25 protein-coding genes and 1 tRNA gene are annotated in these 23,531 nt (G+C 69.4%); 21 read left to right on the forward strand and 5 right to left on the reverse strand.

What is annotated here, in order from left to right:
• Positions 1–10 precede the first annotated feature (10 nt).
• The 12 genes from IWC96_RS13255 to mdh all read left to right on the forward strand — a co-directional run bounded on the left by IWC96_RS13255 (position 11) and on the right by mdh (position 12,488).
• Positions 11–1,510 carry a helicase HerA-like domain-containing protein gene (locus IWC96_RS13255; RefSeq protein ID WP_021697692.1) on the forward strand — a complete coding sequence of 500 codons (1,500 nt, stop codon included), beginning with the start codon at positions 11–13 and terminating at the stop codon, positions 1,508–1,510.
• An 82-nt stretch (positions 1,511–1,592) separates the two neighbouring features.
• The gene (obgE, locus tag IWC96_RS13260; RefSeq protein WP_021697693.1) at positions 1,593–2,645 is read left to right on the forward strand and encodes a GTPase ObgE; all 1,053 of its coding nucleotides are present in this window, start codon (positions 1,593–1,595) and stop codon (positions 2,643–2,645) included.
• A gap of 92 nt (positions 2,646–2,737) precedes the next feature.
• Positions 2,738–3,928: a glutamate 5-kinase gene (gene proB / locus IWC96_RS13265; protein WP_045319129.1), complete on the forward strand. Its 1,191-nt coding sequence runs from the start codon at positions 2,738–2,740 to the stop codon at positions 3,926–3,928.
• A 50-nt stretch (positions 3,929–3,978) separates the two neighbouring features.
• Entirely contained in the window at positions 3,979–5,271 is a 1,293-nt protein-coding gene (locus IWC96_RS13270) for a glutamate-5-semialdehyde dehydrogenase (RefSeq protein ID WP_045319130.1), read from the forward strand.
• A 79-nt stretch (positions 5,272–5,350) separates the two neighbouring features.
• Positions 5,351–5,998, forward strand: a complete 648-nt coding sequence (locus IWC96_RS13275) for a nicotinate-nucleotide adenylyltransferase (RefSeq protein WP_021697696.1) — start codon at positions 5,351–5,353, stop codon at positions 5,996–5,998.
• A gap of 156 nt (positions 5,999–6,154) precedes the next feature.
• Positions 6,155–6,511: a ribosome silencing factor gene (gene rsfS, locus IWC96_RS13280; RefSeq protein ID WP_021697697.1), complete on the forward strand. Its 357-nt coding sequence runs from the start codon at positions 6,155–6,157 to the stop codon at positions 6,509–6,511.
• Between the two features lie 13 nt (positions 6,512–6,524).
• Positions 6,525–6,989: a 23S rRNA (pseudouridine(1915)-N(3))-methyltransferase RlmH gene (gene rlmH / locus IWC96_RS13285; RefSeq protein ID WP_196839077.1), complete on the forward strand. Its 465-nt coding sequence runs from the start codon at positions 6,525–6,527 to the stop codon at positions 6,987–6,989.
• Positions 6,989–8,086: a murein hydrolase activator EnvC gene (locus IWC96_RS13290; RefSeq protein ID WP_021697699.1), complete on the forward strand. Its 1,098-nt coding sequence runs from the start codon at positions 6,989–6,991 to the stop codon at positions 8,084–8,086. The genes rlmH and IWC96_RS13290 overlap by 1 nt, the downstream gene beginning before the upstream one ends.
• A gap of 127 nt (positions 8,087–8,213) precedes the next feature.
• Positions 8,214–9,581 (forward strand): S41 family peptidase, encoded by a 1,368-nt coding sequence (locus tag IWC96_RS13295; protein WP_021697700.1) that lies wholly within the window; start codon positions 8,214–8,216, stop codon positions 9,579–9,581.
• Positions 9,582–9,674: 93 nt separating this feature from the next.
• Positions 9,675–10,880, forward strand: a complete 1,206-nt coding sequence (locus IWC96_RS13300) for a divergent polysaccharide deacetylase family protein (RefSeq protein WP_021697701.1) — start codon at positions 9,675–9,677, stop codon at positions 10,878–10,880.
• Positions 10,880–11,365, forward strand: coding sequence for an RNA pyrophosphohydrolase (locus IWC96_RS13305; RefSeq protein ID WP_021697702.1), 486 nt, complete (start codon positions 10,880–10,882; stop codon positions 11,363–11,365). The genes IWC96_RS13300 and IWC96_RS13305 overlap by 1 nt, the downstream gene beginning before the upstream one ends.
• Before the next feature lie 160 nt (positions 11,366–11,525).
• Positions 11,526–12,488 carry a malate dehydrogenase gene (mdh, locus tag IWC96_RS13310; protein WP_021697703.1) on the forward strand — a complete coding sequence of 321 codons (963 nt, stop codon included), beginning with the start codon at positions 11,526–11,528 and terminating at the stop codon, positions 12,486–12,488.
• A gap of 56 nt (positions 12,489–12,544) precedes the next feature.
• Here the strand turns inward: mdh and IWC96_RS13315 are convergent, their stop codons facing one another.
• Both IWC96_RS13315 and zapE read right to left on the reverse strand, forming a co-directional pair.
• Positions 12,545–13,021 carry a YbjN domain-containing protein gene (locus IWC96_RS13315; RefSeq protein WP_021697704.1) on the reverse strand — a complete coding sequence of 159 codons (477 nt, stop codon included), beginning with the start codon at positions 13,019–13,021 and terminating at the stop codon, positions 12,545–12,547.
• A 60-nt stretch (positions 13,022–13,081) separates the two neighbouring features.
• Positions 13,082–14,188, reverse strand: a complete 1,107-nt coding sequence (gene zapE, locus IWC96_RS13320) for a cell division protein ZapE (protein WP_196839078.1) — start codon at positions 14,186–14,188, stop codon at positions 13,082–13,084.
• Positions 14,189–14,312: 124 nt separating this feature from the next.
• On the opposite strand from zapE, the gene IWC96_RS13325 reads away from it, so the two are divergent.
• Both IWC96_RS13325 and rarD read left to right on the forward strand, forming a co-directional pair.
• Entirely contained in the window at positions 14,313–15,362 is a 1,050-nt protein-coding gene (locus IWC96_RS13325; protein WP_045319131.1) for an aspartate-semialdehyde dehydrogenase, read from the forward strand.
• Between the two features lie 10 nt (positions 15,363–15,372).
• Positions 15,373–16,308: an EamA family transporter RarD gene (rarD, locus tag IWC96_RS13330; RefSeq protein WP_196839079.1), complete on the forward strand. Its 936-nt coding sequence runs from the start codon at positions 15,373–15,375 to the stop codon at positions 16,306–16,308.
• Here rarD and IWC96_RS13335 read toward each other — a convergent pair.
• Together IWC96_RS13335 and IWC96_RS13340 are read right to left on the reverse strand one after the other, a co-directional pair.
• Positions 16,305–17,441: a serine hydrolase domain-containing protein gene (locus IWC96_RS13335; protein WP_045319127.1), complete on the reverse strand. Its 1,137-nt coding sequence runs from the start codon at positions 17,439–17,441 to the stop codon at positions 16,305–16,307. The two genes, rarD and IWC96_RS13335, sit on opposite strands and share 4 nt — an antisense overlap.
• Before the next feature lie 164 nt (positions 17,442–17,605).
• Positions 17,606–18,202 (reverse strand): hypothetical protein, encoded by a 597-nt coding sequence (locus tag IWC96_RS13340; protein ID WP_196839080.1) that lies wholly within the window; start codon positions 18,200–18,202, stop codon positions 17,606–17,608.
• A gap of 187 nt (positions 18,203–18,389) precedes the next feature.
• On the opposite strand from IWC96_RS13340, the gene sdhC reads away from it, so the two are divergent.
• The 7 genes from sdhC (at position 18,390) to IWC96_RS13375 (ending at position 23,394) form a co-directional block, all read left to right on the forward strand.
• Complete coding sequence (gene sdhC / locus IWC96_RS13345) at positions 18,390–18,842, forward strand: succinate dehydrogenase, cytochrome b556 subunit (RefSeq protein WP_021698344.1); 453 nt, start codon at positions 18,390–18,392, stop codon at positions 18,840–18,842.
• Positions 18,839–19,243, forward strand: coding sequence for a succinate dehydrogenase, hydrophobic membrane anchor protein (gene sdhD / locus IWC96_RS13350; RefSeq protein WP_021698345.1), 405 nt, complete (start codon positions 18,839–18,841; stop codon positions 19,241–19,243). The genes sdhC and sdhD overlap by 4 nt, the downstream gene beginning before the upstream one ends.
• A 7-nt stretch (positions 19,244–19,250) precedes the next feature.
• Complete coding sequence (gene sdhA, locus IWC96_RS13355) at positions 19,251–21,035, forward strand: succinate dehydrogenase flavoprotein subunit (protein WP_021698346.1); 1,785 nt, start codon at positions 19,251–19,253, stop codon at positions 21,033–21,035.
• Between the two features lie 2 nt (positions 21,036–21,037).
• Positions 21,038–21,841 (forward strand): succinate dehydrogenase iron-sulfur subunit, encoded by an 804-nt coding sequence (locus tag IWC96_RS13360; RefSeq protein ID WP_021698347.1) that lies wholly within the window; start codon positions 21,038–21,040, stop codon positions 21,839–21,841.
• Positions 21,842–21,916: 75 nt separating this feature from the next.
• Entirely contained in the window at positions 21,917–22,237 is a 321-nt protein-coding gene (locus IWC96_RS13365) for a 2Fe-2S iron-sulfur cluster-binding protein (RefSeq protein WP_021698348.1), read from the forward strand.
• Positions 22,238–22,239: 2 nt separating this feature from the next.
• Positions 22,240–23,055 carry a D-glycerate 3-kinase plant type gene (locus IWC96_RS13370; RefSeq protein WP_021698349.1) on the forward strand — a complete coding sequence of 272 codons (816 nt, stop codon included), beginning with the start codon at positions 22,240–22,242 and terminating at the stop codon, positions 23,053–23,055.
• A gap of 6 nt (positions 23,056–23,061) precedes the next feature.
• Complete coding sequence (locus tag IWC96_RS13375; protein ID WP_021698350.1) at positions 23,062–23,394, forward strand: PilZ domain-containing protein; 333 nt, start codon at positions 23,062–23,064, stop codon at positions 23,392–23,394.
• A 21-nt stretch (positions 23,395–23,415) separates the two neighbouring features.
• Here the strand turns inward: IWC96_RS13375 and IWC96_RS13380 are convergent.
• Positions 23,416–23,491, reverse strand: a tRNA-Thr gene (locus IWC96_RS13380).
• Positions 23,492–23,531: the final 40 nt, after the last annotated feature.

Raw genomic sequence — 23,531 nt, forward strand, 5'->3', positions numbered from 1 at the left:
AGACCCCGCCATGGCCGACACCAACCTGTTTCTGGGCAAGGCCGAGGAGGCGCAGTTCCTCAGGCTGGACCGCGCCAACCGCCACGGGGTGGTGGCCGGCGCCACCGGCACGGGCAAGACCGTGACCCTCCAGATCATGGCCCAGGGATTCTCCGACGCCGGCGTCCCGGTCTTCTGCGCCGACGTGAAGGGCGACCTGTCCGGAATCTGCGTGGCCGGAACGCCCAATGAGAAACTGCTGGCCCGCGCGCAGGCCATTGGTCTGGACCTCCAGTCCGCCGCCGCCCCCACGGTTTTCTGGGACCTGTTCGGTGAAAAGGGCCACCCGGTGCGCGCCACGGTCAGCGAGGTGGGGCCCCTGCTCCTGGCGCGGATGCTGGAGCTCTCGGACGTCCAGACCGATGTGCTCTCGGTGGTCTTCCATGTGGCGGACAAGGAGGGGCTGCTGCTGCTGGATATGGACGACCTGCGCGCCCTGCTGACCCATGTGGCTGAAAATGCGTCTGAGATCGGCAAGGCCTATGGCCATGTGGCCCCGGCCTCCATCGCCGCCATCCAGCGGTCCCTGCTGGCGCTCGAGCGCCAGGGGGCCGGCGCCTTCTTCGGTGAGCCGGCGCTGCGGCTGGAGGACATGATCCGCACCGGTCTGGACGGGCGCGGTCAGGTCAATGTTCTGGCGGCAGACCGGCTGATGTCCAGCCCGCGGCTGTACGCGGCCTTCCTGCTCTGGTTGCTGTCGGAGTTGTTCGAGCAACTGCCCGAGGTGGGTGATCCGGAGAAGCCGCGTCTCGTGTTCTTCTTCGACGAGGCCCACCTGCTGTTCGACGACACTCCGCGTGCGCTGGTGGAGAAGGTCGAACAGGTGGTGCGCCTGATCCGCTCCAAGGGCGTCGGCGTCTATTTCGTCACCCAGAACCCGGCCGACATCCCCGACAGCGTGCTGGGCCAGCTCGGCAACCGCATCCAGCACGCCCTGCGCGCCTACACCCCGGCCGAGCAGAAGGGTCTGAAGGCCGCCTCCGGGTCGTTCCGCGCCAATCCCGCCTTCGACACCGCCGAGGCCATCCAGTCGCTCGGCGTGGGCGAGGCCCTGGTCTCGGTGCTGGACGAAAAGGGTGCGCCGACAGTGGTGGCCCGCACCCTGATCCGTCCGCCCGCCAGCCGCCTCGGACCCGCCACCGACGCCGAACGCGCCCAGATCATGGCCCAAAGCCCCGTGCGCGGCGTCTATGAACAGACCGTGGATCGCGAATCCGCCCACGAAATCCTCACCGCCCGCGCCGAAGCCCAGGCGGCGGAGGAAAAAGCGGTAGCGCGCGAGGCCGAGGACCGGACGCCCAGCCGGACGTCCTCCCGCTCCACAGCGCGGCCCAAGGCCGCCCCCCGGCGCCGGACCTCGAACCGCCAGACTCCCATGGAGGCTCTGACCAAGTCCGTCCTTCGCACAGCCGGAACGACCATCACCCGCGAACTCCTGCGCGGCGTTCTCGGCGGTCTGCGCCGGCGCTAGGCCCCGGTTCGGAAGGCGCCCGCTGCGCCGTTTATGGGCGGCGCCCTACCGCTGCATGCCGCATTGCGGCATAAGCCCTGTCATGAAGTTTCTCGACCAGGCCAAGATCTATATCCGTTCCGGAAACGGCGGGGCGGGCTCCGTCTCGTTCCGGCGCGAGAAATTCATTCCCAACGGCGGACCGGACGGCGGCGACGGCGGCCGGGGCGGCCACGTCTGGATCGAGGCGGTCGAAGGGCTGAACACCCTGATCGACTATCGCTACCAGCAGCACTTCAAGGCCCAGACCGGCCACCACGGCCAGGGCCGCCAGATGCACGGCGCCAAGGGCGAGGACGTGGTGCTGAAGGTGCCCGTGGGCACCCAGGTGCTCGACGAGGACAAGGAAACGGTCCTGCTGGACATGGACGAGCCCGGCAAGCTGGTGAAGCTGCTCAGCGGCGGCAACGGCGGCTGGGGCAACGTCCATTTCAAGGGCCCGGTCAATCAGGCCCCGCGCCACGCCAATCCGGGCCAGGAAGGCCAGGAGAAGTGGATCTGGCTGCGGTTGAAACTGATCGCCGATGTGGGTCTGGCGGGCCTGCCCAACGCAGGCAAGTCCACCTTCCTGGCGGCGGCCAGCGCGGCCAGGCCCAAGATCGCGGACTACCCTTTCACCACCCTGACGCCCAACCTGGGCGTGGTGGACCTGAGCCCGACCGAGCGCTTCGTCATCGCCGACATCCCCGGCCTGATCGAGGGCGCCAGCGAGGGCGCGGGACTGGGCACGCGGTTCCTCGGCCATGTGGAGCGCACCGCCAGCCTGATCCATCTGATCGACGGAACGCAGGACGACGTGGCCGGCGCCTGGCGCACCATCCGCGCCGAGCTGGAAGCCTATGGCGAGGGTCTGGGGGAAAAGACCGAGATCCTGGCCCTGAACAAGATCGACGCCTTGACGCCGGAGCTGCGTGAAGAAAAGGCCGCCGAACTGGAAGCCGTGGCGGGCCGACGCCCCATGCTGGTGTCCGGCGTGTCCGGCGAGGGGGTGCCTGAACTGCTGCGCGCCGCCTGGGCCGAGGTGCGCAAGACCCGGGGCGAGATCCCCACCGAAGAAGAAGCAACCGAGGAGACGCAGGGCGGCTGGACCCCGTGAGGGACCGCCCCATTCAATTCATGACTGACGACGCCCAGACCACCACGCAGACCGACGCCGCCACGGACGATCACGTCGACAAGCCCCGGCGCATGACCCGCGCCGCGCGGGTGATCTCCGAGTCCAAGCGCATCGTGGTCAAGATCGGCTCATCCCTGCTGGTGGACCGCAAGACCAACCGGGTGGACCACGTGCGGCTGAATGGACTGGCCGCCGACATCTCGGGCTGGCGGAAGCAGGGCAAGGAAGTGCTGATCGTGTCGTCCGGCGCCGTGGCGCTCGGCCGCCGCCGCCTGGGCCCGAAGGCGCGCGGACCGGGGCTGGAGAAGAAGCAGGCCTCCGCCGCCGCCGGACAATCGCTGCTGATGGCCGGGTGGGAGCAGGCGTTCGACCCGCACGGCGTCATCACCGCCCAGATCCTGTTGACCCGCGACGACACCGAGACGAGGCGGCGCTGGCTGAACGCCCGGGCCACCGTGGGGGCCCTGCTGGGCATGGGCGCGGTGCCCATCATCAACGAGAACGACACCATCGTCACCGAGCAGATCCGCTATGGCGACAACGACCGCCTGGCCGCCCGCGTGGCCCAGATGATCAGCGCCGACCTGCTGATCCTCCTGTCGGACGTGGACGGCATCTACACCGCCGACCCCCGCGTCGATCCCGACGCGAAGCACATCCCCTACATCGAGACCCTGACGCCCGAGATCGAGGCCATGGCCACCGGCGCCAATGCCGAAGCGGGCGTGGGCACCGGCGGCATGGCCACCAAGGTCATGGCCGCGCGCATCGCCTCGGAGGCGGGCTGCATCACCCTGATCGCGGCGGGCCGGGCAAAGACGCGCGGCTCCCAGCATCTGGAGCAGGGGCGCCGCTGCACGGTCATCGCCGCCTCGACGACGGTGAAGGACGCATACAAGCAGTGGATCGGGGGCTCCCTGGCCACACGCGGCGAGCTGGTTGTGGACGCCGGCTGCAAGCGGGCCCTGATCTCGGGAAAGTCGTTGCTGGCCGTGGGCGTGAAAGAGGTCCGGGGCACGTTCGGCAAGGGCGACACCGTGGTGCTGCTGGACGAGACGGGCGCCGACCTGGCCAGCGGCCTGGTGCGCTACGACGTCAAGGACCTGGAGAGGATCAAGGGCCTGCGCTCCGGCGCCCTCAAGGAGGCGCTCGGCTATGCGGGCGGACCAGTGGTGATTCACGCCGACGACCTGTCCCTGAGGGACACGGTGGTGGAGACACGGGGCCCGCACAATGTCCGCCCGAAGCGGGCCAAACGCTGACCGGGCCTTGAAATTTCAGGGTTTGAGGCGATGTTAAGGGCATGACTGTGATGACCAAGACCGCCCCGCCGCCCGTCGACGCCGCCGATCTGGAACAGGACATGCTGGCCATGGGCCGCCGCGCTCGCGCCGCCGCCCGTCAGCTGGCCCTGGCCTCGCCCGAGGCCCGCACCAGGGCCATCAGCGGCATGGCCAAGGCCCTGCGCGCCCGCGCCGCCGACGTGCTGAAGGCCAACGCCGCCGATCAGGACGCGGCCCGGGAAAAGGGCATGGATTCAGCCATGCTGGACCGGCTGGGTCTGGACGAAGCCCGGTTGGAGGGCGTGGCCAGGGCGCTGGACTCCATCGCCGCCATTCCCGACCCGGTCGGCGCCGAGACAGCGCGCTGGACACCCGAGAACGGGCTGGACATCGCCCGGGTCCGCACCCCCATCGGCGTGCTGGCCATCATCTATGAAAGCCGCCCCAATGTGACCGCCGACGCCGCCGCCCTGGCCGTGCGGGCGGGCAATGCGGTGATCCTGCGCGGGGGTTCCGAATGCCTGCGCTCCAATCTCGCCATCCACGGCGCCCTGATCGAGGGCCTGACCGCCGCCGGCCTGCCGGCGGACGCGGTGCAGATGGTCACCACCCGCGACCGCGCAGCGGTGGGCCATATCCTGAGCGGGCTGGACGGCTCCATCGATCTGCTGATCCCGCGCGGCGGCCGGTCTCTGGTCGAGCGGGTCAAGAGCGACGCCCGCGTGGCCGTGCTGGGCCATCTGGAAGGCGTCAATCACGTCTATGTCCATGAAAGCGCCGATCCCGACACCGCCCGCGCCGTAGCGGTGAACGCCAAGATGCGCCGCGTCTCGGTCTGCGGCGCCGCCGAGACCCTGGTGATCGACCGCAGCGTGGCCGCTGACCTGCTGCCGAAGATCGCCGCCGATCTGGCCGACAAGGGCTGTGAACTGCGCGGCGACGCCGCCGCCCAGGCGCTGGTTCCGGCCGCCAGTGCGGCAACCGACGAAGACTGGGCCACCGAATACCTCAAGGCCATCATCGCTGTGAAGGTGGTGGACGGCATCGACGAGGCGATCGCGCACATCGACGCCTACGGCTCGGGCCACACCGAATGCATCGTCGCCTCGGACGACAAGGCCGTAGAACGGTTCCTGGCCCAGGTGGATGCGGGCATCGTGCTGGCCAACGCCTCGACCCAGTTCGCCGACGGCGGCGAGTTCGGCTTCGGCGGCGAGATCGGCATTTCCACCGACCGGCTGCACGCGCGCGGCCCTGTCGGCGCCGAGCAGCTCACCAGCTTCAAATACGTCATCCGCGGCAAGGGCCAGATTCGTCCGTAATCCGCGCGACAACATGGGGCGGGCGTGTTAGGGCGCGGGTGAGCATAAGTCGCTCCTGCGCCTCTCCGAGCCCCCGCCCTTGGCCTTTTTCCACGCCGGCCCCGCGCCCCGCTCCGCCGGTCCCCGACCGGGGCTGTTGCGCGACGGCCTGCGGCTTGAGCCGGGGCTGAAGGTCGGGCTGCTGGGCGGCTCCTTCAATCCGGCCCATGAGGGCCACGCCCATGTGGCCGAAACAGCCATGCAGCGGCTGGGCCTGGACCGGGTGATCTGGCTGGTCTCGCCGCAGAACCCCCTCAAGGACGACAGCGAGACCGCCCCGCTGGTCGAGCGCATGGCCTCGGCGCGGGAATTCGCGCGCGGCCCGGCCATGGTGGTGTCGGACTTCGAGAGCCGGGTGGGCTGTCGCTGGACCGTGGACACCCTGCGCGCCGTCACCGCACGGCACCCCGGCGTCAAGTTCGTGTGGCTGATGGGATCGGACAATCTGGCGACGTTCCATCGCTGGCGCGGCTGGACCGACATCGCCGCCGCCATGCCCATGGCCGTGATCGCCCGGCCGGGCTCCCAGCTTCAAAGCCGCACCGCCCCGGCGGCGCGTCGCTACGCCGCCTTCCGCGTGCCCCAGGAGCAGGCCCGCCTGTTGCCGGATGCCGCCGCGCCGGCCTGGACCTACCTGACCGCGCCCCTGAACCGGGCCTCCTCCACGGCGATACGGGCCGCCGGGTGACCGCCGCGGCCATCCGTGCTAGGATGCGGTTCAAGTCAGTCAATGTGGAGCACTTCGCTGTCCCCCTCGCCCGCGTCCGAGACGCAAGCCCCGGCCATTTCCGACTCCCCGCGTGAGATGGAGCCGACCGCGCCCATCGGCGCAGAAGACCCCCAAATGCCCGAGATCGACGCCGCCGGCCTGGAAGCGGCCATTCTTGCACGCCTGGATGATGACAAGGCGCAGGAGATCGTTCTGATCGACCTGAAGGGCAAGAGTCCCATGGCCGACACCATGATCGTGGCCTCCGGCCGGTCGCAGCGTCACGTGGGCGCCCTGGCCGACCACCTGCTGCGCCTGCTCAAGGAGCACGGCCTTGGCAAGGCCAAGGTGGAGGGCCTGCCGCACTGCGACTGGGTGCTGATCGATGCGGGCGACGTGATCGTCCACCTGTTCCGCCCCGAAGTGCGCACCTTCTACAACATCGAGAAGATCTGGTCGGTGGACTCGGCCCACCGGACCCAGTCGGCCTGACGCGCCGCGCCCGGTGCGCATCGGCATCATCGCCATCGGAAAAGCGGGCCGCGGCCCGGAGGCCCAACTGGCCGACGACTATGTGCGTCGCGCCACGGCGGCGGGCCGCGCCCTGGGTCTCGGCCCCGTGGAGCTGATCGATCTTGATCCGAAAAAGCCCGGCAAGGCGCCGGAGGCTGAAATGATCCTGACCGCCGCCGAGGGCGCCCACCTGATCGCGTGCGACGAACGGGGGCGCACCTACGGATCGCGCGCCTTTTCCGATCACATCGCGGGCCTGAGGGATCAGGGCGAGCGCCGGCTGGTGTTCGCCATCGGCGGAGCCGACGGGCTGGACCGCCCGGTGCTGGACGCGGCACGATCGACCCTGGCCTTCGGTCCACAGACCTGGCCCCACGCCCTGGCCCGGGCGATGCTGGCGGAGCAGGTCTACCGGGCGGTGACCATCATGGCCGGATCACCCTATCATCGCGATTGATGTCATCGCTTCGCCCCCTGCTCCTGATTCTGGCCGTTCTCACGGCCGCGCCGCCCGCCGTCGGTCAACGCGCCGACGCGCCCGCCGAGGAGCTGGCGCGCCTGCGCGTGGAGCACCGTGAGGAGCAGTTGCGCGCCCGCCGCCTGCGCGCCGACGCCGAGGACGCCGCCGAGGAGGTGGCGCGGCTGGATCAGGATCTGCGGCGTCTGGCGCTGGAGGATGAGGGCGACACCACCGCCATCAACGCCCAGCGGGCGCGCCTGGCCGAACTGGGCGAGCGCGAGGCGGTCCTGCTGGCGCAGCTGAGCGGCGAGCGGGCCCGTCAGGGCCGGCTGCTGTCGTCGCTGCAGATGATGAGCCGCGAGCCGCCGCCGCCGCTGCTGATCCCCGCCGACCGGGCCGTGGACACCGTGCGCGCCGCCATCCTGATGCAGGCCATGGCGCCGGCCTTGCGCGAGCGCGCCGACGCCCTGCTGGAGCAACAAGCCGAGATTCAACACACCCGCCGCCGCGCCGCCCTGGCCAGCGAGGCGCTGTTCACCGCCGAGAGCGCCCAGATGAACCGGCGGGCCGAGATCGAAACCTTGCGTGGCCGCCGCCGTGAGCTGGCCGTCATCCTGCGGGCCGACGCCGAGCGGGCCGAACGGGCGGCGCGGACGCTGGAGGCGCGCATCGAGGCGCTGGGTGGGTCGCCGGCGCCGCTCGAGCCGGGCGCCGCCCGTTCCGCCACCGCAGCCGCGCCGGGCGGGCGGGACCAGCTGACCGCGCCAGTGGAGGGACCGCCGAACGCTCGATACAGTCGCGCCACGCGGGGATGGACCTGGCGGGCCGACGGCGGGGCGGAGATCCGGGCGCCCATGAACGCAGTGGTGGAGCACGCCGGCCCCCTGGACGGCTGGGGCGAAGTGGTGATCCTGGATCTGTCGCCCGGCTGGCGCGCCGTCATCGCCGGGCTCGGGCCTCTGGCCGTGGGCACCGGCGACCGGGTCGAGGATGGCGAAACCCTGGGGCGACTGCCCGAGGGCGCCGAGGCCGAGGTCTATTTCGAACTGCGCCGGGACAATCGCCCGGTGGACCCCTCGCCATGGCTGGAATGATCAGGCCAAGACGCTCGACGCGGGGCTTTGCGCCTGATTTTATGGACCAAAGGCCTCACGCCATGATTTCGTCGCTGTGGGGGTGACTGATATGACCCTGCGATCCTTCCCGATATCGAGAGACCGAATGCGCAAACTGCTTCTGATCGGCGCCGCCTCCATCGCCCTTGGCGGCAGCGCCATGGCCGTGGCCAGCCAGACGCCCCGCAGCGAAACCTTCCGCATGCTGGAGTTGTTCGGCGACGTCCTGGCCATCGTGGAGCGGGCCTATGTGGTCGAGGTGGACAACACCGACCTGATCCAGGCGGCCCTGCGCGGCATGATGACGGCGCTGGACCCCCACTCCAGCTACATGGCGCCGGAGGATTTCGACAATCTGCGCGAGCGCACCGAAGGCTCCTACTCCGGGGTGGGCCTGGAGATTACGTCCGAGAACGGTCTGGTGAAGGTGATCTCGCCCATGGACGGCGGCCCGGCGGCGCGCGCGGACGTGCAGCCCGGCGATGTCATCTCGGCCATCGAGGGCCAGAGCGCGGCGGGCCTGACGGTCAGCCAGGTGTCCGAGCGCCTGCGGGGCGCGGCGGGAACTGACGTCACCGTCACCTTCATGCGCGACGGCGAGGAGCCGCGCGAGGTGGTCCTGACCCGCGAGGTGATCCGCGTGGATTCGGTCACCGGCCGCATGGAAGGCGAGTTCGCCTATATCCGCGTGGCCACCTTCAACGAGAACACCGGCCGTGAGTTGAACACGGTCATGGCCGAGTTGAAGGCAGAGAACCCGAACATCCAGGGCTACGTGCTCGATCTGCGCAACAATGGCGGGGGCCTGCTGACCGCCGCCATCGCCGTGTCGGACGCCTTCCTGGAGCGGGGCGAGATCGTCAGCCAGCGCGGCCGCACCCCCGAACAGATCGAGCGTTACGCCGCCCAGGCCGGGGATCTGGCCGACGGCCTGCCCATCGCGGTGCTGATCAACTATGGCTCGGCCTCGGCGTCGGAGATCGTGGCGGGGGCTCTCCAGGATCACGAGCGGGCCACGCTGGTGGGACTGACCAGCTTCGGCAAGGGCTCGGTGCAGACGGTTCTGCCGCTGCGCGAAGGCCGCGACGGGGCCCTGTCGATCACCACGGCGCGCTATTACACCCCCTCTGGCCAGTCGATCCAGAAGATCGGCATCGAGCCGGATCTTGAGGTGGCGCGCACCGCCGCCGAGGCGCGCATCGTCTCGCGTTCGTCCTTCATCTACAGCGAAGCGGCCTATTCCAACGCCCTGGACTCCTCCATCGGGGCCGAGCGGCGCGGGGCGCACACGCCGCGCGAAGCGCCGGGCGAGGATCACCCCGAGGACGAGGATTACCAGCTGCAGCGGGCGCTGGACGTGCTTCGCGCCGGCGGAAACCTGGCCCAGCTGGCCGCCGCGCCGGAGACCGTGGTGGTCACCCTGCCCGAGCCGGAAGAGACCATCCGCGTGGCGGAGACCGGCCCCGAGGACTGATCGTTACATGGTGAACGCCGCGTTAGGCTTTCTTAACCGGCGCACTGCGAACATGGGGCGTTAGTCCGGCAGCCGAGTTCCGCAAGCCTGCACATGTTCGCCAAACGTCATTCCGCCCTGGCCGCCACCGCTGGAACGGCTCCCCGCCGTCGCCCGACGGCCGGGCTGTCGCGGGTTCTGGCCTTTCTGCGCCGACCCGTGGTGGCCGTGGGCGCGGCCCTGACGCTGCTGATCGGCGCAGCGGGACTGTTCATCCTGGTGCTGGGCGATCCGACTGCGGGAAGCCCTTCGGCCCGCGCCTCCCTGACCCGCCCCGACGCGCCGGCCGCCGAGCCGCCCACCGGCATGGAGGCGTTCACCCTCGACACCCTGGGCCTGTACCAGGACCTGACCGCGCCCGGCTTCGAACTCGATGACGAGGGCGGGCCCATCGCGGGCGAGGCCCTGATCACTCTTCCCGACGGGGCCAGCGCCGGCGGTGGTTCGTCCATAACCGCGCCGCGCCGCCCGCCCGCCGATCCCCTGCCCGCAGCCCCGATCACGGGTCTAAGCCAGCCCGGACCCAACGGCCCGCTGCCGGTGATCAACGCCGACGGCCGCACCCCGGCCCAGGCCTACGCCCGGCCCTTCCGTCCCAATGGCCGCCCGCGCGTGGCCCTCGTCGTCGGGGGACTGGGCCTGAACGCCGTCACCACCCGCGCCGCCATCGAACGCCTGCCGGCCGAGGTGACCCTGTCCTTCGTGCCCTACGCCGAGGGACTACAGGGCTGGATCGACCTGGCCCGCGCCCACGGCCACGAGGTCCTGATCGAGATCCCCATGGAGCCGACGGGCTATCCCGACAACGATCCCGGCCCCTACACCCTGCTGGCCAACGCCGGGCCCGATGACATCCGCCAGAGGCTGGACTGGCTGCTGGGCCGCGCGACGGGCTATTTCGGGGTGACCAACTATCTGGGCGACCGCTTCGTCGCCTCGGACGGCGCCATGTCGGCCTTCCTGGGGGTGATGCGAAGCCGGGGCCTGGCCTTTGTGGACGACGGATCGGCCAGCCGCCGTCCCGGCGCCTACGCCCGCGGCAGCGCCGATCGCATCATTGACGAGGTCCAGAGCCCCGCCGCCATCGTGGCCCAGTTGAACGCCCTGGAGGCCGCCGCCCGCGAGAACGGCGACGCCCTGGGCGCCGGTTTCTCCTATCCCGTGACGGTGGAGGCGGCCGCCCGTTGGGCCGACGGCCTGTCGGACCGGGGCCTGCAGCTGGCGCCTGCCTCGGCCATGACCCGGCGGTCGGGCCGCTAGTGGTCGACCTGTCCCTGTACCGGCCCAATGTGGGCGTGGTGCTGTTCCATCCGGACGGCCGGGTCTGGCTCGGCCGCAGGGCCAAGACCCCGGAACCCTGGTGCTGGCAGTTTCCGCAAGGCGGCGTCGATCGCGATGAAGCCGAGCGGGGCGACTGGGAAGCGGCGGCCCGGCGGGAATTGCTGGAGGAGACCGGGGTCCGGTCCGCGGACCTGCTGGCCGCCACCGAGGGCTGGATCACCTACGACTTCCCGTCCGAAGTCTCCGGCGCGAAGATCGCGCGCGGCTGGAAGGGCCAGAAGCAGAAGTGGTTCGCCCTGCGCTTCACGGGCGACGAGACCGAGATCGACCTGACCGCCTGGCCGCCCATCGAGTTCGAGGCCTGGCGCTGGGGTGCGCTGGAGGAGGTCTGCGACCTGATCGTGCCGTTCAAGCGCCCGGCCTATGAACAGGTGGCCGCCGCCTTCGCCCGCTTCGCCGCCTGACCCTTGCGGCGCGCCCGGCTCGGGTCTAGACCGCCGCCAAGGTTTCAACCTCCCACCATCCCGGCCTCAAAGCGCGCAAGACGCCGACGGGCCTCAAGGACCATCCCATGGCCTCAAGCCGCGCGACCGCGCGACAGGCCACTCAACTGGAGACTCGCCCATGGCTCGCGCCAAGATCGCCCTCATCGGCGCCGGAATGATCGGCGGCACCCTGGCTCACATCGCCGCCCGCGAAGAGCTGGGCGACGTGATCCTGTTCGACATCGCCGAGGGCACGCCGCAGGGCAAGGCGCTGGACATCGTTGAGGCCACCGCCGTGTTCGGCTCGGACGTGACCCTGAAGGGCGCCAACGACTATGCCGACATCGCCGGCGCCGACGTGTGCATCGTCACCGCCGGCGTGCCGCGCAAGCCGGGCATGAGCCGCGACGACCTGATCGGGATCAACCTCAAGGTCATGAAGGCCGTGGGCGAGGGCATCAAGGCCCACGCGCCGAACGCCTTCGTCATCTGCATCACCAACCCCCTCGACGCGATGGTCTGGGCCCTGCAGAAGTTCTCGGGTCTGCCCAAGGAGAAGGTGGTTGGCATGGCCGGCGTGCTGGATTCGGCGCGCTTCGCCTGGTTCCTGGCCGAGAAGACCGGCGTGTCCATCAAGGACATCAACGCCTGGACCCTGGGCGGCCACGGCGACGACATGGTGCCCATGGTGCGCCACTCCACCATCGGCGGCCTGCCCCTGCCGGACGCGGTCAAGCAGGGCTTCATGACCCAGGCCGAGCTGGACGCCATCGTCGAGCGCACCCGCAAGGGCGGCGGCGAGATCGTGGCCCTGCTGAAGACCGGCTCGGCCTTCTACGCCCCGGCCGAGAGCGCCATCGCCATGGCCCGGTCCTATCTGAAGGACCAGAAGCGCGTCCTGCCGATCGCCGCCTGGCTGTCGGGAGAGTACGGCGTGTCGGACATGTACGTGGGCGTGCCCGCCCTGATCGGCGCGAACGGGGTGGAGAAGATCATCCAGTTCGACACCAACGACGACGAAAAGGCCATGTTCAAGACCTCGGTGGACTCGGTGAAGGGCCTGATCAAGGCCTGCCAAGACATCGACGGCTCGCTGGCCTGAGCCCTCTTCAGGGCGTCTGAAATGCGAAAGGGCGGAGCCTCGGCTCCGCCCTTTTTCTATTCCGCCTCCGCGGCCGCCTGGAGGTAGCCGACGTGGACGGCGAAGTCCGCGAGGGTTCCGCGCCACAGGTCGACATGGTCTGACAGGTGATCCATGGGCGCGCCCGCTGTGGGGATCATGTCATACTGGACGATGGCCGACCCCTCTTCGCCAGCCTCGAAGTAGGCCTTGAGGAAGCGTCGATCGCGGTTCCAGGCGTTGACCATGTCCTGGGTGATGCTGTCATTGGTGAAGCCGGCGCCGAACTGCAGGCTGTCGCAACCCTGGGCCTCACAGCCGTAGAAGAACAGAAGCCAGGTCAAACCTTCGTCCTGGACGCGGATGAAGCTTTCCTCACCTTCGGTGACCAGTTCCGGCGTCAGCGCCCGGCCGGAGAGCCAGTCGGACACGGCCTGGGGCGTCACCTGGGCCGAAGCGGCTCCGGCGGACAGAGACAGGGCGGCCACGACGGCGGCCAGACGGAACATGTGCATGAAACCCTCCCGATGCTTTCCCCATTCTAGCCCCGAGGCCGCATCGGGGAAAAGGGGCCGTCAGGCCGCGTCAGCCTGCTCCAGCCAGTCGGCGGAAGACATCTGGTTCAGGCGCGAGACGGTGCGTTCGAACTCGAAGGCCCCGACGCCCTTGGGATAGAGGGCTCCCGGCGCCGCTTCGGCCAGCACCACCAGCCGGGTGCGGGCCTCGTAGAGGGCGTCGATCAGGGTGACCAGACGGCGGGCCTCCTGCTCTCTGTCGGGGCCCAGCACCGGCACGCCCTCCAGGAACAGGGTGTGGAACCGCTCGGCCATGGCCAGATAGTCCGAAGCGCCCAGCGGGCGGGCGCACAGTTCGGCGAAAGTGGCCCGCGCCAGGCCGCCCGCCGTGCGCTCGATCACCACGTCGCGGCCCGCAACCGCCAGATGGGCGGGTTCTTCAGGCTCATCGCCCTTGAGGTCTTCCCACAGGTGCTCGAAGGCCTGGGAGCGTCCCATGTCCACCCCCGAATACCACAGTCGCGAATTGGCCATGCGGGCCAGGCGCCAGTCGCGCCCGCCCGCCATCTGCACGACCTCGCAGCGGTCCTGGATCATGTCGATGAAGGGCTCGAACAGCGGGCGGTTGATGCCGTTGGCGTAGAGGGAGTCCGGCGCGCGGTTGGAGGTGACGGCCAGCACCACCTGGTGCTCGAACAGGGCCTCGAACAGACGGCCGAGGATCATGGCGTCGGCGATGTCTGTGACCTGCAGTTCGTCGAAGCACAGCAGGCGCGCCTCCGAGGCGATCAGCTCGGCGGTGGGGGCGATGGGGTCGTCGCCCTTGGACTGGCCGAATACGACCTTGCGCTGGGCCGCGTCGCCTTCGCGCCACTGGCGGATCAGGTCGTGGACCCGGGCCATGAAGGCATGGAAGTGGGCGCGGGTTTTCCTCGGCTCAGGCGCCTCGGCGTAGAACAGGTCCATCAGCATGGACTTGCCCCGGCCCGGCGGCCCCCAGAGGTACAGCCCCTTGACCCGCGGCGGCTTGCGAAACAGCCGCCCGCCCCTGGCCAGATCGCGCTCCAGCCGGCTGAGGGCCGCGATGGCGGTTTCCTGGGCGGGGTCGGCGGTCAGGGCGCCGGATTGAAGGCGGCGGTCATAGGCGGCGCGGGTCAGGGAGGGCATGGAAATGCGCATAAAGGCTCGAAACGGGGCTGCAAAGCGATTGCTTCGCGGGTGCGAAGGACTAAATGCAATGGGCATGCGCGTCCGCGCGCAAACCTCCCCCTTTCGGAACAGGATCGAGATCATGGGCTATCGCGTCGCCATCGTTGGCGCCACCGGCAATGTGGGCCGGGAAATGCTGGCCATCCTGGAAGAGCTGAACTTCCCGGTGGATGAGATGCACGCCTTGGCTTCGCGCAAGTCCAAGGGGAACGAGGTTTCGTTCGGCGAGAAGACCATCCGCTGCCAGGACATCGAGCAGTTCGACTTCTCGACAGTGGACCTGGTGCTGATGTCGGCGGGCGGCGCGGTGTCGCGGGAATGGTCCGAGAAGATCGGCAAGGCCGGCCCCATCGTGATCGACAACTCCTCGGCCTTCCGCAAGGACCCCGACGTGCCGCTGATCGTGCCCGAGGTGAACCCGGATCACATCAAGCTGGCGAAGAAGAAGAACATCGTCGCCAACCCCAACTGCTCCACCGCCCAGCTGGTGGTGGCGCTGAAGCCCCTGCATGACGCGGCGAAGATCAAGCGCGCGGTGGTGTCGACCTATCAGTCCGTGTCCGGCGCGGGCAAGGAAGGCATGGACGAGCTGTGGAACCAGACCAAGGCCATCTATGGCCTGGGCGACGCCACGCCGAAGAAGTTCCCCAAGCAGATCGCCTTCAACGTCCTGCCCTTCATCGGCGAGTTCCGCGACGACGGCTACACCGACGAGGAAGCCAAGATGTGGGACGAGACCCACAAGATGCTGGACCCCGACATCAAGCTGACCGTCACCTGCGTGCGGGTGCCGGTGTTCGTGGGCCACTCCGAGGCCGTAACGCTGGAGTTCGAGCGCCCCATCGCGGTGGAGGAGGCCCGGGCCATCCTGCGCGACGCGCCCGGGATCATGGTGATCGATAAGCATGAGGACGACGGCTACATCACCCCGGTGGACGCCGCCGGGGAGCACGCGGTGTTCGTCTCGCGCATCCGCAAGGACCCGACCGTGGAGCACGGCCTGAACCTGTGGGTGGTGTCGGACAACCTGCGCAAGGGCGCGGCCCTGAACGCCGTGCAGATCGCCCAGCTTCTGGACGAGCAGGGCATGCTGAAGACCGCCAGCGGATACCGCACCCTGACCGTGGGATAAGGACCTCGCCATGACCGGCCAACCGGCGGGCGGGGGCGACTCCGCCCGCGCGGCCCTGATCGCCGGGGTCGCCTGTTACGTCCTGTGGGGCCTGTCGCCCCTCGTCTATCAGCCCATGGGCCGCATCGGCGCGGACGCCGGCGAGATCATGGGCCACCGGGCCGTGTGGGGCGTGCTGCTCGCGGCGGGGCTGGTGTGGCTGGCGGGACAGTCGGATCAGGTGCGGCGGGTGCTGCGCAATCCGCGCACCCTGATGTGGCTGACCCTCTCCACCGCCCTGATCGCCGTCAACTGGTTCATCTTCGTCTGGGCCGTGAACAGCGGGCGGACGCTGGAGACCAGCCTGGGCTATTACCTCAACCCCCTGTTCAACATGGCGCTGGGGGCCTGGCTGTTCCGGGAGCGGATCAGCCGGCTGGGTTATGTGGCCATCGCCTTGGCGGCCATGGGGGTGGTGCTGCAGGGTGTGGCCATCGGCGGCCTGCCCTATGTGTCGCTGGCCCTGGCCGTGTCGTTCGCCGCCTACGGAGTCATCCGCAAACGGGTGCAGGCGGACGCCCAGACAGGCCTGCTGGTGGAATGCCTGATCATGGCGCCGTTCGGCCTCGCCTGGCTGATCTGGCTGCACCATCAGGGGCTGGGCCACTTCACCGACAGCCCGGCCGCCGCCTTCTGGCTGTTCCTGGCCGGACCGATGACGGTGGCGCCGCTGGTGCTGTTTTCCTGGGCCGCGCGGCGGATGCCCCTGTCGACCATCGGCTTCATCCAGTTCATCGCCCCGACCCTCAGCTTCGTCATCGGGGTGTCCCAGGGCGAGCCGTTCAACCTGACCCGGCTGGTCAGCTTCGCCTTCATCTGGGGCGGGGCGGCGGTGTTCCTGGCCGCGGCCATGCACCGGGCGCGAGCCGCGCGCCGGGCCCTGAAGGACGCGGCCGGACCCGCCTAGATCGCTGCGTAGAGCGCTTCGAACAGGCGCAGGGCGCGCGGGTCGCCGATCAGGTGCGGCGACTGGCGGGTCATGACGTAGGCGGCTGAAACGTTCGTGTTCGGGTCCGCCATGGCGCAGGAGCCGCCCCAGCCGCAGTGGCCCAGGGTCTCGGGATTCGGGCCGAAGATGTCCAGGCCCTCGTTGCGCATCCAGCCCGCCGCCCAGGGGATGGTGAAGGGCAGGACGCGGTCCGGGCCGTGGATGCGCTCGCGGGTGGCCTCCGCCAGGGTCTCCGGCGACAGGATGACCTTGCCGTCCAGCGTGCCGCCGTTGGCCAGCACCCCCATGATGCGGGCCAGGGCGTCGGCGCGGGCGTGCATGTTGGCGGACGGGATCTCCATCTTGCGCCACTCGGCGGAGCCGCGTCCGCCGGGGGCGGAGCCGCGGTCGAGAAATGCAGATTTCTTGACCGCGTCGATGGTCCCCAGGTCCGGCGCGGCCGAGGGCTTGCGCAGCTGGGCCACCCGATCGTGCTGGTCCTCGGGCAGGCCGATCCACAGGTCCAGATCGAAAAGCTCGGCGAAATCCTGGCGCAGGGCCGTGCCCATGCTCCGCCCGTCCAGCCGGCGAAACACCTCGCCCGCCAGATAGCCGATGGTGATGGGGTGATAGCCGGACGCGGTTCCGGGCGCCCACAGGGGGGCCTGGGCGGCCAGCCGCTCCAGCACCGCCTCGGGGTCGAACCAGACGGTCGGATCGACAGTCTCGTCAAAGCCGGCCAGACCCGCCTGATGGCTCATCATCTGGCCCAGGGTGATCCGGTTCTTGCCCGCCTGGCCGAAGGCGGGCCAGACCTCGGCCACCGGCGCATCGTAGGCGGCCAGGCCCCGCTCCACCAGGGTGGCGATCATCAGGCTCATGACCACCTTGCCGGTGGAGAAGACCGGGACCAGCGACCGGTCGGTGAAGGGCGTGGTCTTTGCGGCGTCCGCATGACCGGCCCACAGATCCACGACCGTCTCGCCGCCGATGCAGACGGAAAAGCGCGCGGCCAGTTCGTCGAGCCCCTCGGGGGCGTCGGTGAAATTGGCGGCGAAGGCGTCTTTCACGCCGGAAAAGCGGTCAGGGCAGGGTCCGTGGATGTCGATCATGGGCGTCCATAGCATCCGGGCGGCGCGGTTTCAGACGCGGGGCGCGGAAAAAAACAGGGTCCAAATAGTCTGAATAGTCTGAAATCGGCCCTCGGGTCTGTCTTCACCGTGCAGTTTACGGCGCCGGGAGGGAGGGGGCGAAAACAGGGAAGTCGCCTCGGCGTTCAGCCCAGCGGCGCCATGACCACGGGGGTGGTCGCCCCTTTGCGCTGCAGCGTCCCGCGCCAGTGGGCGCCGTCCCGCTCGAGGCTGAGACGGCCCGGGCCGTCGGGGTCGTCCACCTCGATGGTCAGGGTCTCGCCCGACCGCACCACCAGCGACAGGGCGCCCAGGCGGCGGCTGGTCAGGGCGGCGTCCGGGGCCGTGGGCTCGCGCCAGGCCCCTTCCACCAGGGCGCCGTCGCCCCGGTCCATCATCAGAAGCTCAAGCACCGGGGCGCCGTCCGGAGCCGTGACGCGCCAGCGGCCGTCCAGCGGCCCCATGATGGAATTGGCCCGGAGGGCGGCGGACGTGACCCCCTGCTGATAGACCACCTCGGCGTCGGTGGGGGTGGTCTCGTAGGTCCCGTCATAGGATTCCAGCAGGGCCGGCGCCTCCAGCGCGCGGCGGGTGATCATATAGGCGTCGCCCTCGGCGCCCGGGGTGTCCCACGACGGCTCGTAAGGCCGCACCGGCGGGCCGGAGTACAGCTCCAGCGAGGTGGGCGAAGCCGCCTCATAGGCGACCGGGCCGTCCTGTGCGGCGGTCATGGCGAGGGTCATGGCGATCCAGATCATGGGGAAAGGGTAGCGACAGGAGGCCGCAGCGCAAGACCGGGCCTGCCAGCAAGGGAATCCGGGCTGTTGAGCGAACCGTGAAGCCTGCCGCGTTGACACCCCCCTGCGCAGGTTCGTAAAGCTTTCCGCACTGCATCATCGCTGATTTTTCAATGGTTTGAGAACGATTCGCATGTCGACCGCCTCAGACGCCGACGACGACCAGACCGGCCGTTTCGTGCGCCAGCCCAACGGCCGCATCCGGCCCTTGTCCCCTCACCTCCAGATCTGGCGCTGGCATATCACCATGCTGGCCTCGATCCTGTTCCGCATGACCATCGGCGCCGCCAGCGTCGGCGCGATCCTGGTCATCGGCTGGCTTGGGGCCCTGGCCTTCGGGCCCGAGGCCCATGCCGGGGTGATGGCCTTCATGGGATCGCCCCTGGGGCTGCTGATCGGCTTTGGCCTGACCCTGGTGATGTTCTCCTTCATCCTGAACGGCGGTCGCCACCTGGTGCAGGACACCGGCGCAGCGCTGGAGATCGCGCCGGCCAACCTGCTGTCGCACCTTTCGGTGTGGGGGCCGGTGGTCCTGACGGTGCTGTTCTGGGTCGTCCTGTTCGCTGCCGGGAAGGTTTCGCTGTGAGCGGCTACGCCCAGTACAAGAACCGCGTGAAGATCTCCGAGCGCTACGGGGCCCGTGAGTGGGTGGTGGAGCGGGTCGCCCTGCTGCTGCTCATGCCGCTGGGCGTCTGGGCGGCCTTCAGCGCCTTCACCCTGACCGGCGCCGATTACGACACGGCGACGGCGTGGTTCGCCAGCCCCTTCAACGCCGTGCTGCTCGGCGTCACGGCGGTGGTGTTCCTGGGCTACATCAGCCTGGCGTGGAAGGTGATCATCGAGGACTACATCCACCGGCCCGGCAACAAGGCCTTGTTGATCGGCCTGTCGAACCTGATCTTCCTGGTGCTGGCGGCGACCAGCATCTTCTTCATCACGCGGCTGGCGCTGGGGTCTGCGCCGCTGCCCGCCGGCTTCGGGGCCTGAGGACGACATGGCTGCTTATGAATTCGTCGATCACGAATACGACGTCGTCGTCGTGGGCGCCGGCGGCTCCGGCCTTCGCGCCGCGCTGGGCGCCGCCCAGCAGGGTCTGAAGGTCGCCTGCGTCACCAAGGTTTTCCCGACCCGCTCCCACACCGTGGCCGCCCAGGGCGGCATCTCCGCCTCGCTGGGCAACATGGGCGAGGACGACTGGAAATGGCACATGTACGACACCGTGAAGGGGTCGGACTGGCTGGGCGACCAGGACGCCATTGAATATCTGGTGCGCGAGGCGCCCAAGGCGGTCTACGAGCTGGAGCACTGGGGCGTGCCCTTCAGTCGCACCGAGGACGGCAAGATCTATCAGCGCGCCTTCGGCGGCATGACCCGCAATTTCGGCGAGGGCCCGGTGCAGCGCACCTGCGCCGCCGCCGACCGCACCGGCCACGCCATCCTGCACACCCTGTACGGCCAGTCGGTGCGCCGCGAGGTGAAGTTCTTCGTCGAGTATTTCGCGCTGGACCTGATCATGCAGGACGGCGCCTGCACCGGCGTGACCGCCTGGCAGCTGGACAACGGCCAGCTGCATCGTTTCCGGGCCAAGCTGGTGATCCTGGCCACCGGCGGCTACGGCCGTGCCTATTTCTCGGCCACCAGCGCCCACACCTGCACCGGCGACGGCAACGCCATGGTGCTGCGCGCCGGCCTGCCGCTGCAGGACATGGAGTTCGTGCAGTTCCACCCCACCGGCATCTACGGCGCCGGCTGCCTGATCACCGAGGGCGCACGCGGCGAGGGCGGCTATCTGACCAATTCCGAGGGCGAGCGGTTCATGGAACGCTACGCCCCCTCGGCCAAGGATCTGGCCAGCCGCGACGTGGTCAGCCGCTCCATGACCATCGAGATCCGCGAAGGCCGCGGCGTGGGCCCGAACAAGGACCACATCTTCCTGCATCTGGATCACCTGGATCCCAAGACCCTGCACGCGCGTCTTCCGGGCATTTCCGAAAGCGCCAAGATCTTCGCGGGCGTGGACGTGACCAAGGCCCCGATCCCGGTCCTGCCGACCGTGCACTACAACATGGGCGGCATCCCCACGAACTATCACGGCGAGGTGCTGACCAAGGTGGGCGACAACGCCGACACCGTGGTGCCCGGCCTGATGGCCGTGGGCGAGGCGGCGTGCGTCTCGGTGCACGGCGCCAACCGCCTGGGCTCCAACAGCCTGACCGACCTGGTGGTGTTCGGCCGCGCCGCCGGCCTGCGCGCCGGAGAGGTGGTGGACAAGGCCGCGCCGGTCCCCGCCGCGCCCGCCGGCGCCACCGACGCCCACCTGGCCCGGCTGGACCGCTTCCGCCACGCCTCCGGCGGCACGCCCACGGCCAAGCTGCGCGACGACATGCAGCGGGCCATGCAGTCCGACGCGGCGGTGTTCCGCACCGGCAAGACCCTGGACGAGGGCGTGGCCAAGCTGCGCGCCATCCACGCGGCGGGCGAGGATATCAAGACCACCGATCGCGGCCTGATCTGGAACACCGATCTGGTCGAGACCCTGGAATACGACAACCTGATCGATCAGGCGCTGGTGACCATCGAGAGCGCGGCCAACCGCAAGGAAAGCCGCGGGGCCCACGCCCGCGAGGACTATCCCGACCGCGACGACGCGGAATGGATGAAGCACACCCTGGCGTGGAAGCGTCCGGGACAGGGCGTGGCCATCGATTACCGACCGGTCCACGAGTACACGATGTCCAGCGACATCGACTACATCAAGCCCAAGGCGAGGGTTTACTAAGCATGGTCCAGCTCACCCTTCCGCGCGGTTCCAAGCCTACCACAGGCAAGGTCCACAAGGCCCCCGAAGGCGCGACCAACGTCAAGACCTACAAGGTCTACCGGTATGACCCCGAGGTGGACTCCGATCCGCGCTGGGACGTGTTCGAGGTGTCGGCCGACGACCACGGGCCGATGCTGCTGGACGCCCTGATCCACATCAAGAACACCATCGACCCGACCCTGGCGTTCCGCCGCTCATGCCGCGAAGGCATCTGCGGGTCGTGCTCCATGACCATCGACGGGCGCAACACCCTGTCCTGCACCAAGGGCTGGGAGGAGTGCTCGTCCTCCACCATCACCATCGCGCCCCTGCCCCACCAGCCGGTGGTCAAGGATCTGGTGACGGACCTGAGCCTGTTCTACGCCCAATACGACTCGATCCAGCCCTATCTGCAGTCCGACGAACCGGACCCGACCACCGAGCGCCTTCAGTCGCCGGAGGACCGGGAGAAGCTGGACGGGCTGTACGAGTGCATCCTGTGCGCCTGCTGCTCCACCTCTTGCCCCAGCTACTGGTGGAACCAGAAGGACTACCTGGGCCCGGCGGCGCTGCTGCAGTCCTACCGCTGGATCGCCGACAGCCGCGACGACGCCACCCAGAAGCGGCTGGACGACCTTGAGGACCCCTTCAAGCTCTACCGCTGCCACACCATCATGAACTGCACCCAGGTGTGCCCCAAGGGCCTGAACCCGGCCAAGGCCATCGCCGAGACCAAGAAGCTGATGGTGTCCCGGGAGCGGAACAAGGCGAAGGCTTCGGCCTGATGGTTCATGCGCCGTATTGCTTCGCGACTTGAGGGCTTGTTTCCTTCGCCCTATCGCTTCGCTACTTGAGGGCTGATGGCCAAGATCACCTACATCGAGCATGACGGGACCGAGCACGTCGTCGACGTGAAAAACGGGCTGTCCGTCATGGAGGGCGCGATCCGCAACAATGTGCCGGGCATCGACGCAGACTGCGGCGGCGCCTGCGCCTGCGCCACCTGCCACGTCTATGTGGACGCGGAGTGGCAGGCGGAGACGGGGCGGCCGTCAGCCATGGAGGAGTCCATGCTGGACTTCGCCGAGGCGGTGGAGCCCAACTCGCGGCTATCGTGCCAGATCCGGGTCAGCGACGACCTGGACGGCCTGATCGTGCGCCTGCCGGAAAACCAGCACTGACCATGACCGATCCCCGCCTGATCACGGCGGTGGAGCGGTTGATCGAGGCCGCCGAACGGCCGGGCCACGTGCCGCTGATCGGGATCTCGGGCGCGCAGGGGTCGGGCAAGACCACCCTGGCGCGGGCGGCGGCGCAGGCCTTGGGCTGCGCCCACCTGTCACTGGACGATGTCTATCTGACGCGGGCGGAGCGGGAACAGATGGCGCGCGAGGTCCACCCCCTGTTCGCCACGCGCGGCCCGCCGGGGACCCATGATCTGGCGTTGTTGAGCGCGACGGTCGCGGCCCTGGGCGCCGCCGGACCGGAGCAGACCACGGCCCTGCCCGCCTTCGACAAACTGGCCGATGACCGGAAGCCCCCGTCGCAGTGGCCCGGCTTCAAGGGGCGGCCGCGCGCCGTTCTGGTGGACGGCTGGCTCATCGGCGCGATCCCGCAGAACGCCGACGCCCTCGCCGCGCCGGTCAACGCCCTGGAGCGGAGCGAGGACGCCGACGGCGTCTGGCGGCGTTCGGCCAACGCCCGGCTGGCCGATGGCCAGGCCGCGCTGACCACCGGCTTCGACGGGATCCTTTTTCTGAAGGCGCCGGGCTTCGGTGTCATACTGGACTGGCGCTGCGAACAGGAAGCCGGGCTGCGGGGGAGTGACCCCCCGGCGCTCGGCAAGGATGAGCGGGCGCGGCTGGCCCGCTTCGTCGCCCATTTCGAGCGCATCACCCGCCACATGCTGGCGGGCGGCGTGCGGGCGGACACGGTGGTTCGCCTGGACCGGGACCGGCGGGTCGTGGACGTGGACACCAACGGCGGACCGGAGCGTTAGGACATCATGCTGTTTCGCAAGAAGGACGACCGCCGGTCAGAGCCTCGGCGCCTGACCAATGTGCGCGGCCTGGTGGTGGCGCCCGGTCTCGAACTGGGCTGCGCCGTCGTGGACGAATCCCGCGGCGGCCTGCGCCTGCGGCTGCAGCGCGACGTGCAGCTGCCCGAGGTCGTGATGGTAGTGACCATCGCCGAGGGCGTCGCCCGCGAAGGCCGCGTCGCCTGGAAGAAGGGCCACGAGGCCGGCCTCAGGATCACCGGAACGTCTCGCGTCGACGGCCTGGTCCCCCAGCGCTTCGCCGCCGCACGCGACGCCTGGCTGAGAGCGGGCGGTCGCTGACGGCGGTAAACGGGGAAGTGGTGGTGCCGCCTGCGTGACTCGAACACGCGACCCTCGCATTACGAATGCGATGCTCTACCGGCTGAGCTAAGGCGGCCCGGTGCGCGGGGCGGATGGCCGCGCGCGAGGACGGCTCT

Source organism: Brevundimonas sp. BAL450, assembly GCF_015767455.1.
GTDB lineage: Bacteria > Pseudomonadota > Alphaproteobacteria > Caulobacterales > Caulobacteraceae > Brevundimonas > Brevundimonas abyssalis.

Excerpts from the sequence above, each read along its gene's own strand:
- IWC96_RS13360 (WP_021698347.1), top strand. The coding sequence starts at position 21,038 with ATGGTCCAGCTCACCCTTCCGCGCGGTTCCAAGCCTACCACAGGCAAG.
- IWC96_RS13295 (WP_021697700.1), top strand. The coding sequence starts at position 8,214 with ATGCGCAAACTGCTTCTGATCGGCGCCGCCTCCATCGCCCTTGGCGGC.
- IWC96_RS13255 (WP_021697692.1), top strand. The coding sequence starts at position 11 with ATGGCCGACACCAACCTGTTTCTGGGCAAGGCCGAGGAGGCGCAGTTC.
- IWC96_RS13315 (WP_021697704.1), bottom strand. The coding sequence starts at position 13,021 with ATGCACATGTTCCGTCTGGCCGCCGTCGTGGCCGCCCTGTCTCTGTCC.
- sdhC (WP_021698344.1), top strand. The coding sequence starts at position 18,390 with ATGTCGACCGCCTCAGACGCCGACGACGACCAGACCGGCCGTTTCGTG.
- obgE (WP_021697693.1), top strand. The coding sequence starts at position 1,593 with ATGAAGTTTCTCGACCAGGCCAAGATCTATATCCGTTCCGGAAACGGC.
- proB (WP_045319129.1), top strand. The coding sequence starts at position 2,738 with ATGACCCGCGCCGCGCGGGTGATCTCCGAGTCCAAGCGCATCGTGGTC.
- IWC96_RS13370 (WP_021698349.1), top strand. The coding sequence starts at position 22,240 with ATGACCGATCCCCGCCTGATCACGGCGGTGGAGCGGTTGATCGAGGCC.
- IWC96_RS13340 (WP_196839080.1), bottom strand. The coding sequence starts at position 18,202 with ATGACCCTCGCCATGACCGCCGCACAGGACGGCCCGGTCGCCTATGAG.
- IWC96_RS13335 (WP_045319127.1), bottom strand. The coding sequence starts at position 17,441 with ATGATCGACATCCACGGACCCTGCCCTGACCGCTTTTCCGGCGTGAAA.
- IWC96_RS13290 (WP_021697699.1), top strand. The coding sequence starts at position 6,989 with ATGTCATCGCTTCGCCCCCTGCTCCTGATTCTGGCCGTTCTCACGGCC.
- mdh (WP_021697703.1), top strand. The coding sequence starts at position 11,526 with ATGGCTCGCGCCAAGATCGCCCTCATCGGCGCCGGAATGATCGGCGGC.
- IWC96_RS13375 (WP_021698350.1), top strand. The coding sequence starts at position 23,062 with ATGCTGTTTCGCAAGAAGGACGACCGCCGGTCAGAGCCTCGGCGCCTG.
- IWC96_RS13270 (WP_045319130.1), top strand. The coding sequence starts at position 3,979 with ATGACCAAGACCGCCCCGCCGCCCGTCGACGCCGCCGATCTGGAACAG.
- rsfS (WP_021697697.1), top strand. The coding sequence starts at position 6,155 with ATGCCCGAGATCGACGCCGCCGGCCTGGAAGCGGCCATTCTTGCACGC.
- sdhA (WP_021698346.1), top strand. The coding sequence starts at position 19,251 with ATGGCTGCTTATGAATTCGTCGATCACGAATACGACGTCGTCGTCGTG.
- IWC96_RS13325 (WP_045319131.1), top strand. The coding sequence starts at position 14,313 with ATGGGCTATCGCGTCGCCATCGTTGGCGCCACCGGCAATGTGGGCCGG.
- rarD (WP_196839079.1), top strand. The coding sequence starts at position 15,373 with ATGACCGGCCAACCGGCGGGCGGGGGCGACTCCGCCCGCGCGGCCCTG.
- IWC96_RS13300 (WP_021697701.1), top strand. The coding sequence starts at position 9,675 with ATGTTCGCCAAACGTCATTCCGCCCTGGCCGCCACCGCTGGAACGGCT.
- zapE (WP_196839078.1), bottom strand. The coding sequence starts at position 14,188 with ATGCCCTCCCTGACCCGCGCCGCCTATGACCGCCGCCTTCAATCCGGC.
- IWC96_RS13365 (WP_021698348.1), top strand. The coding sequence starts at position 21,917 with ATGGCCAAGATCACCTACATCGAGCATGACGGGACCGAGCACGTCGTC.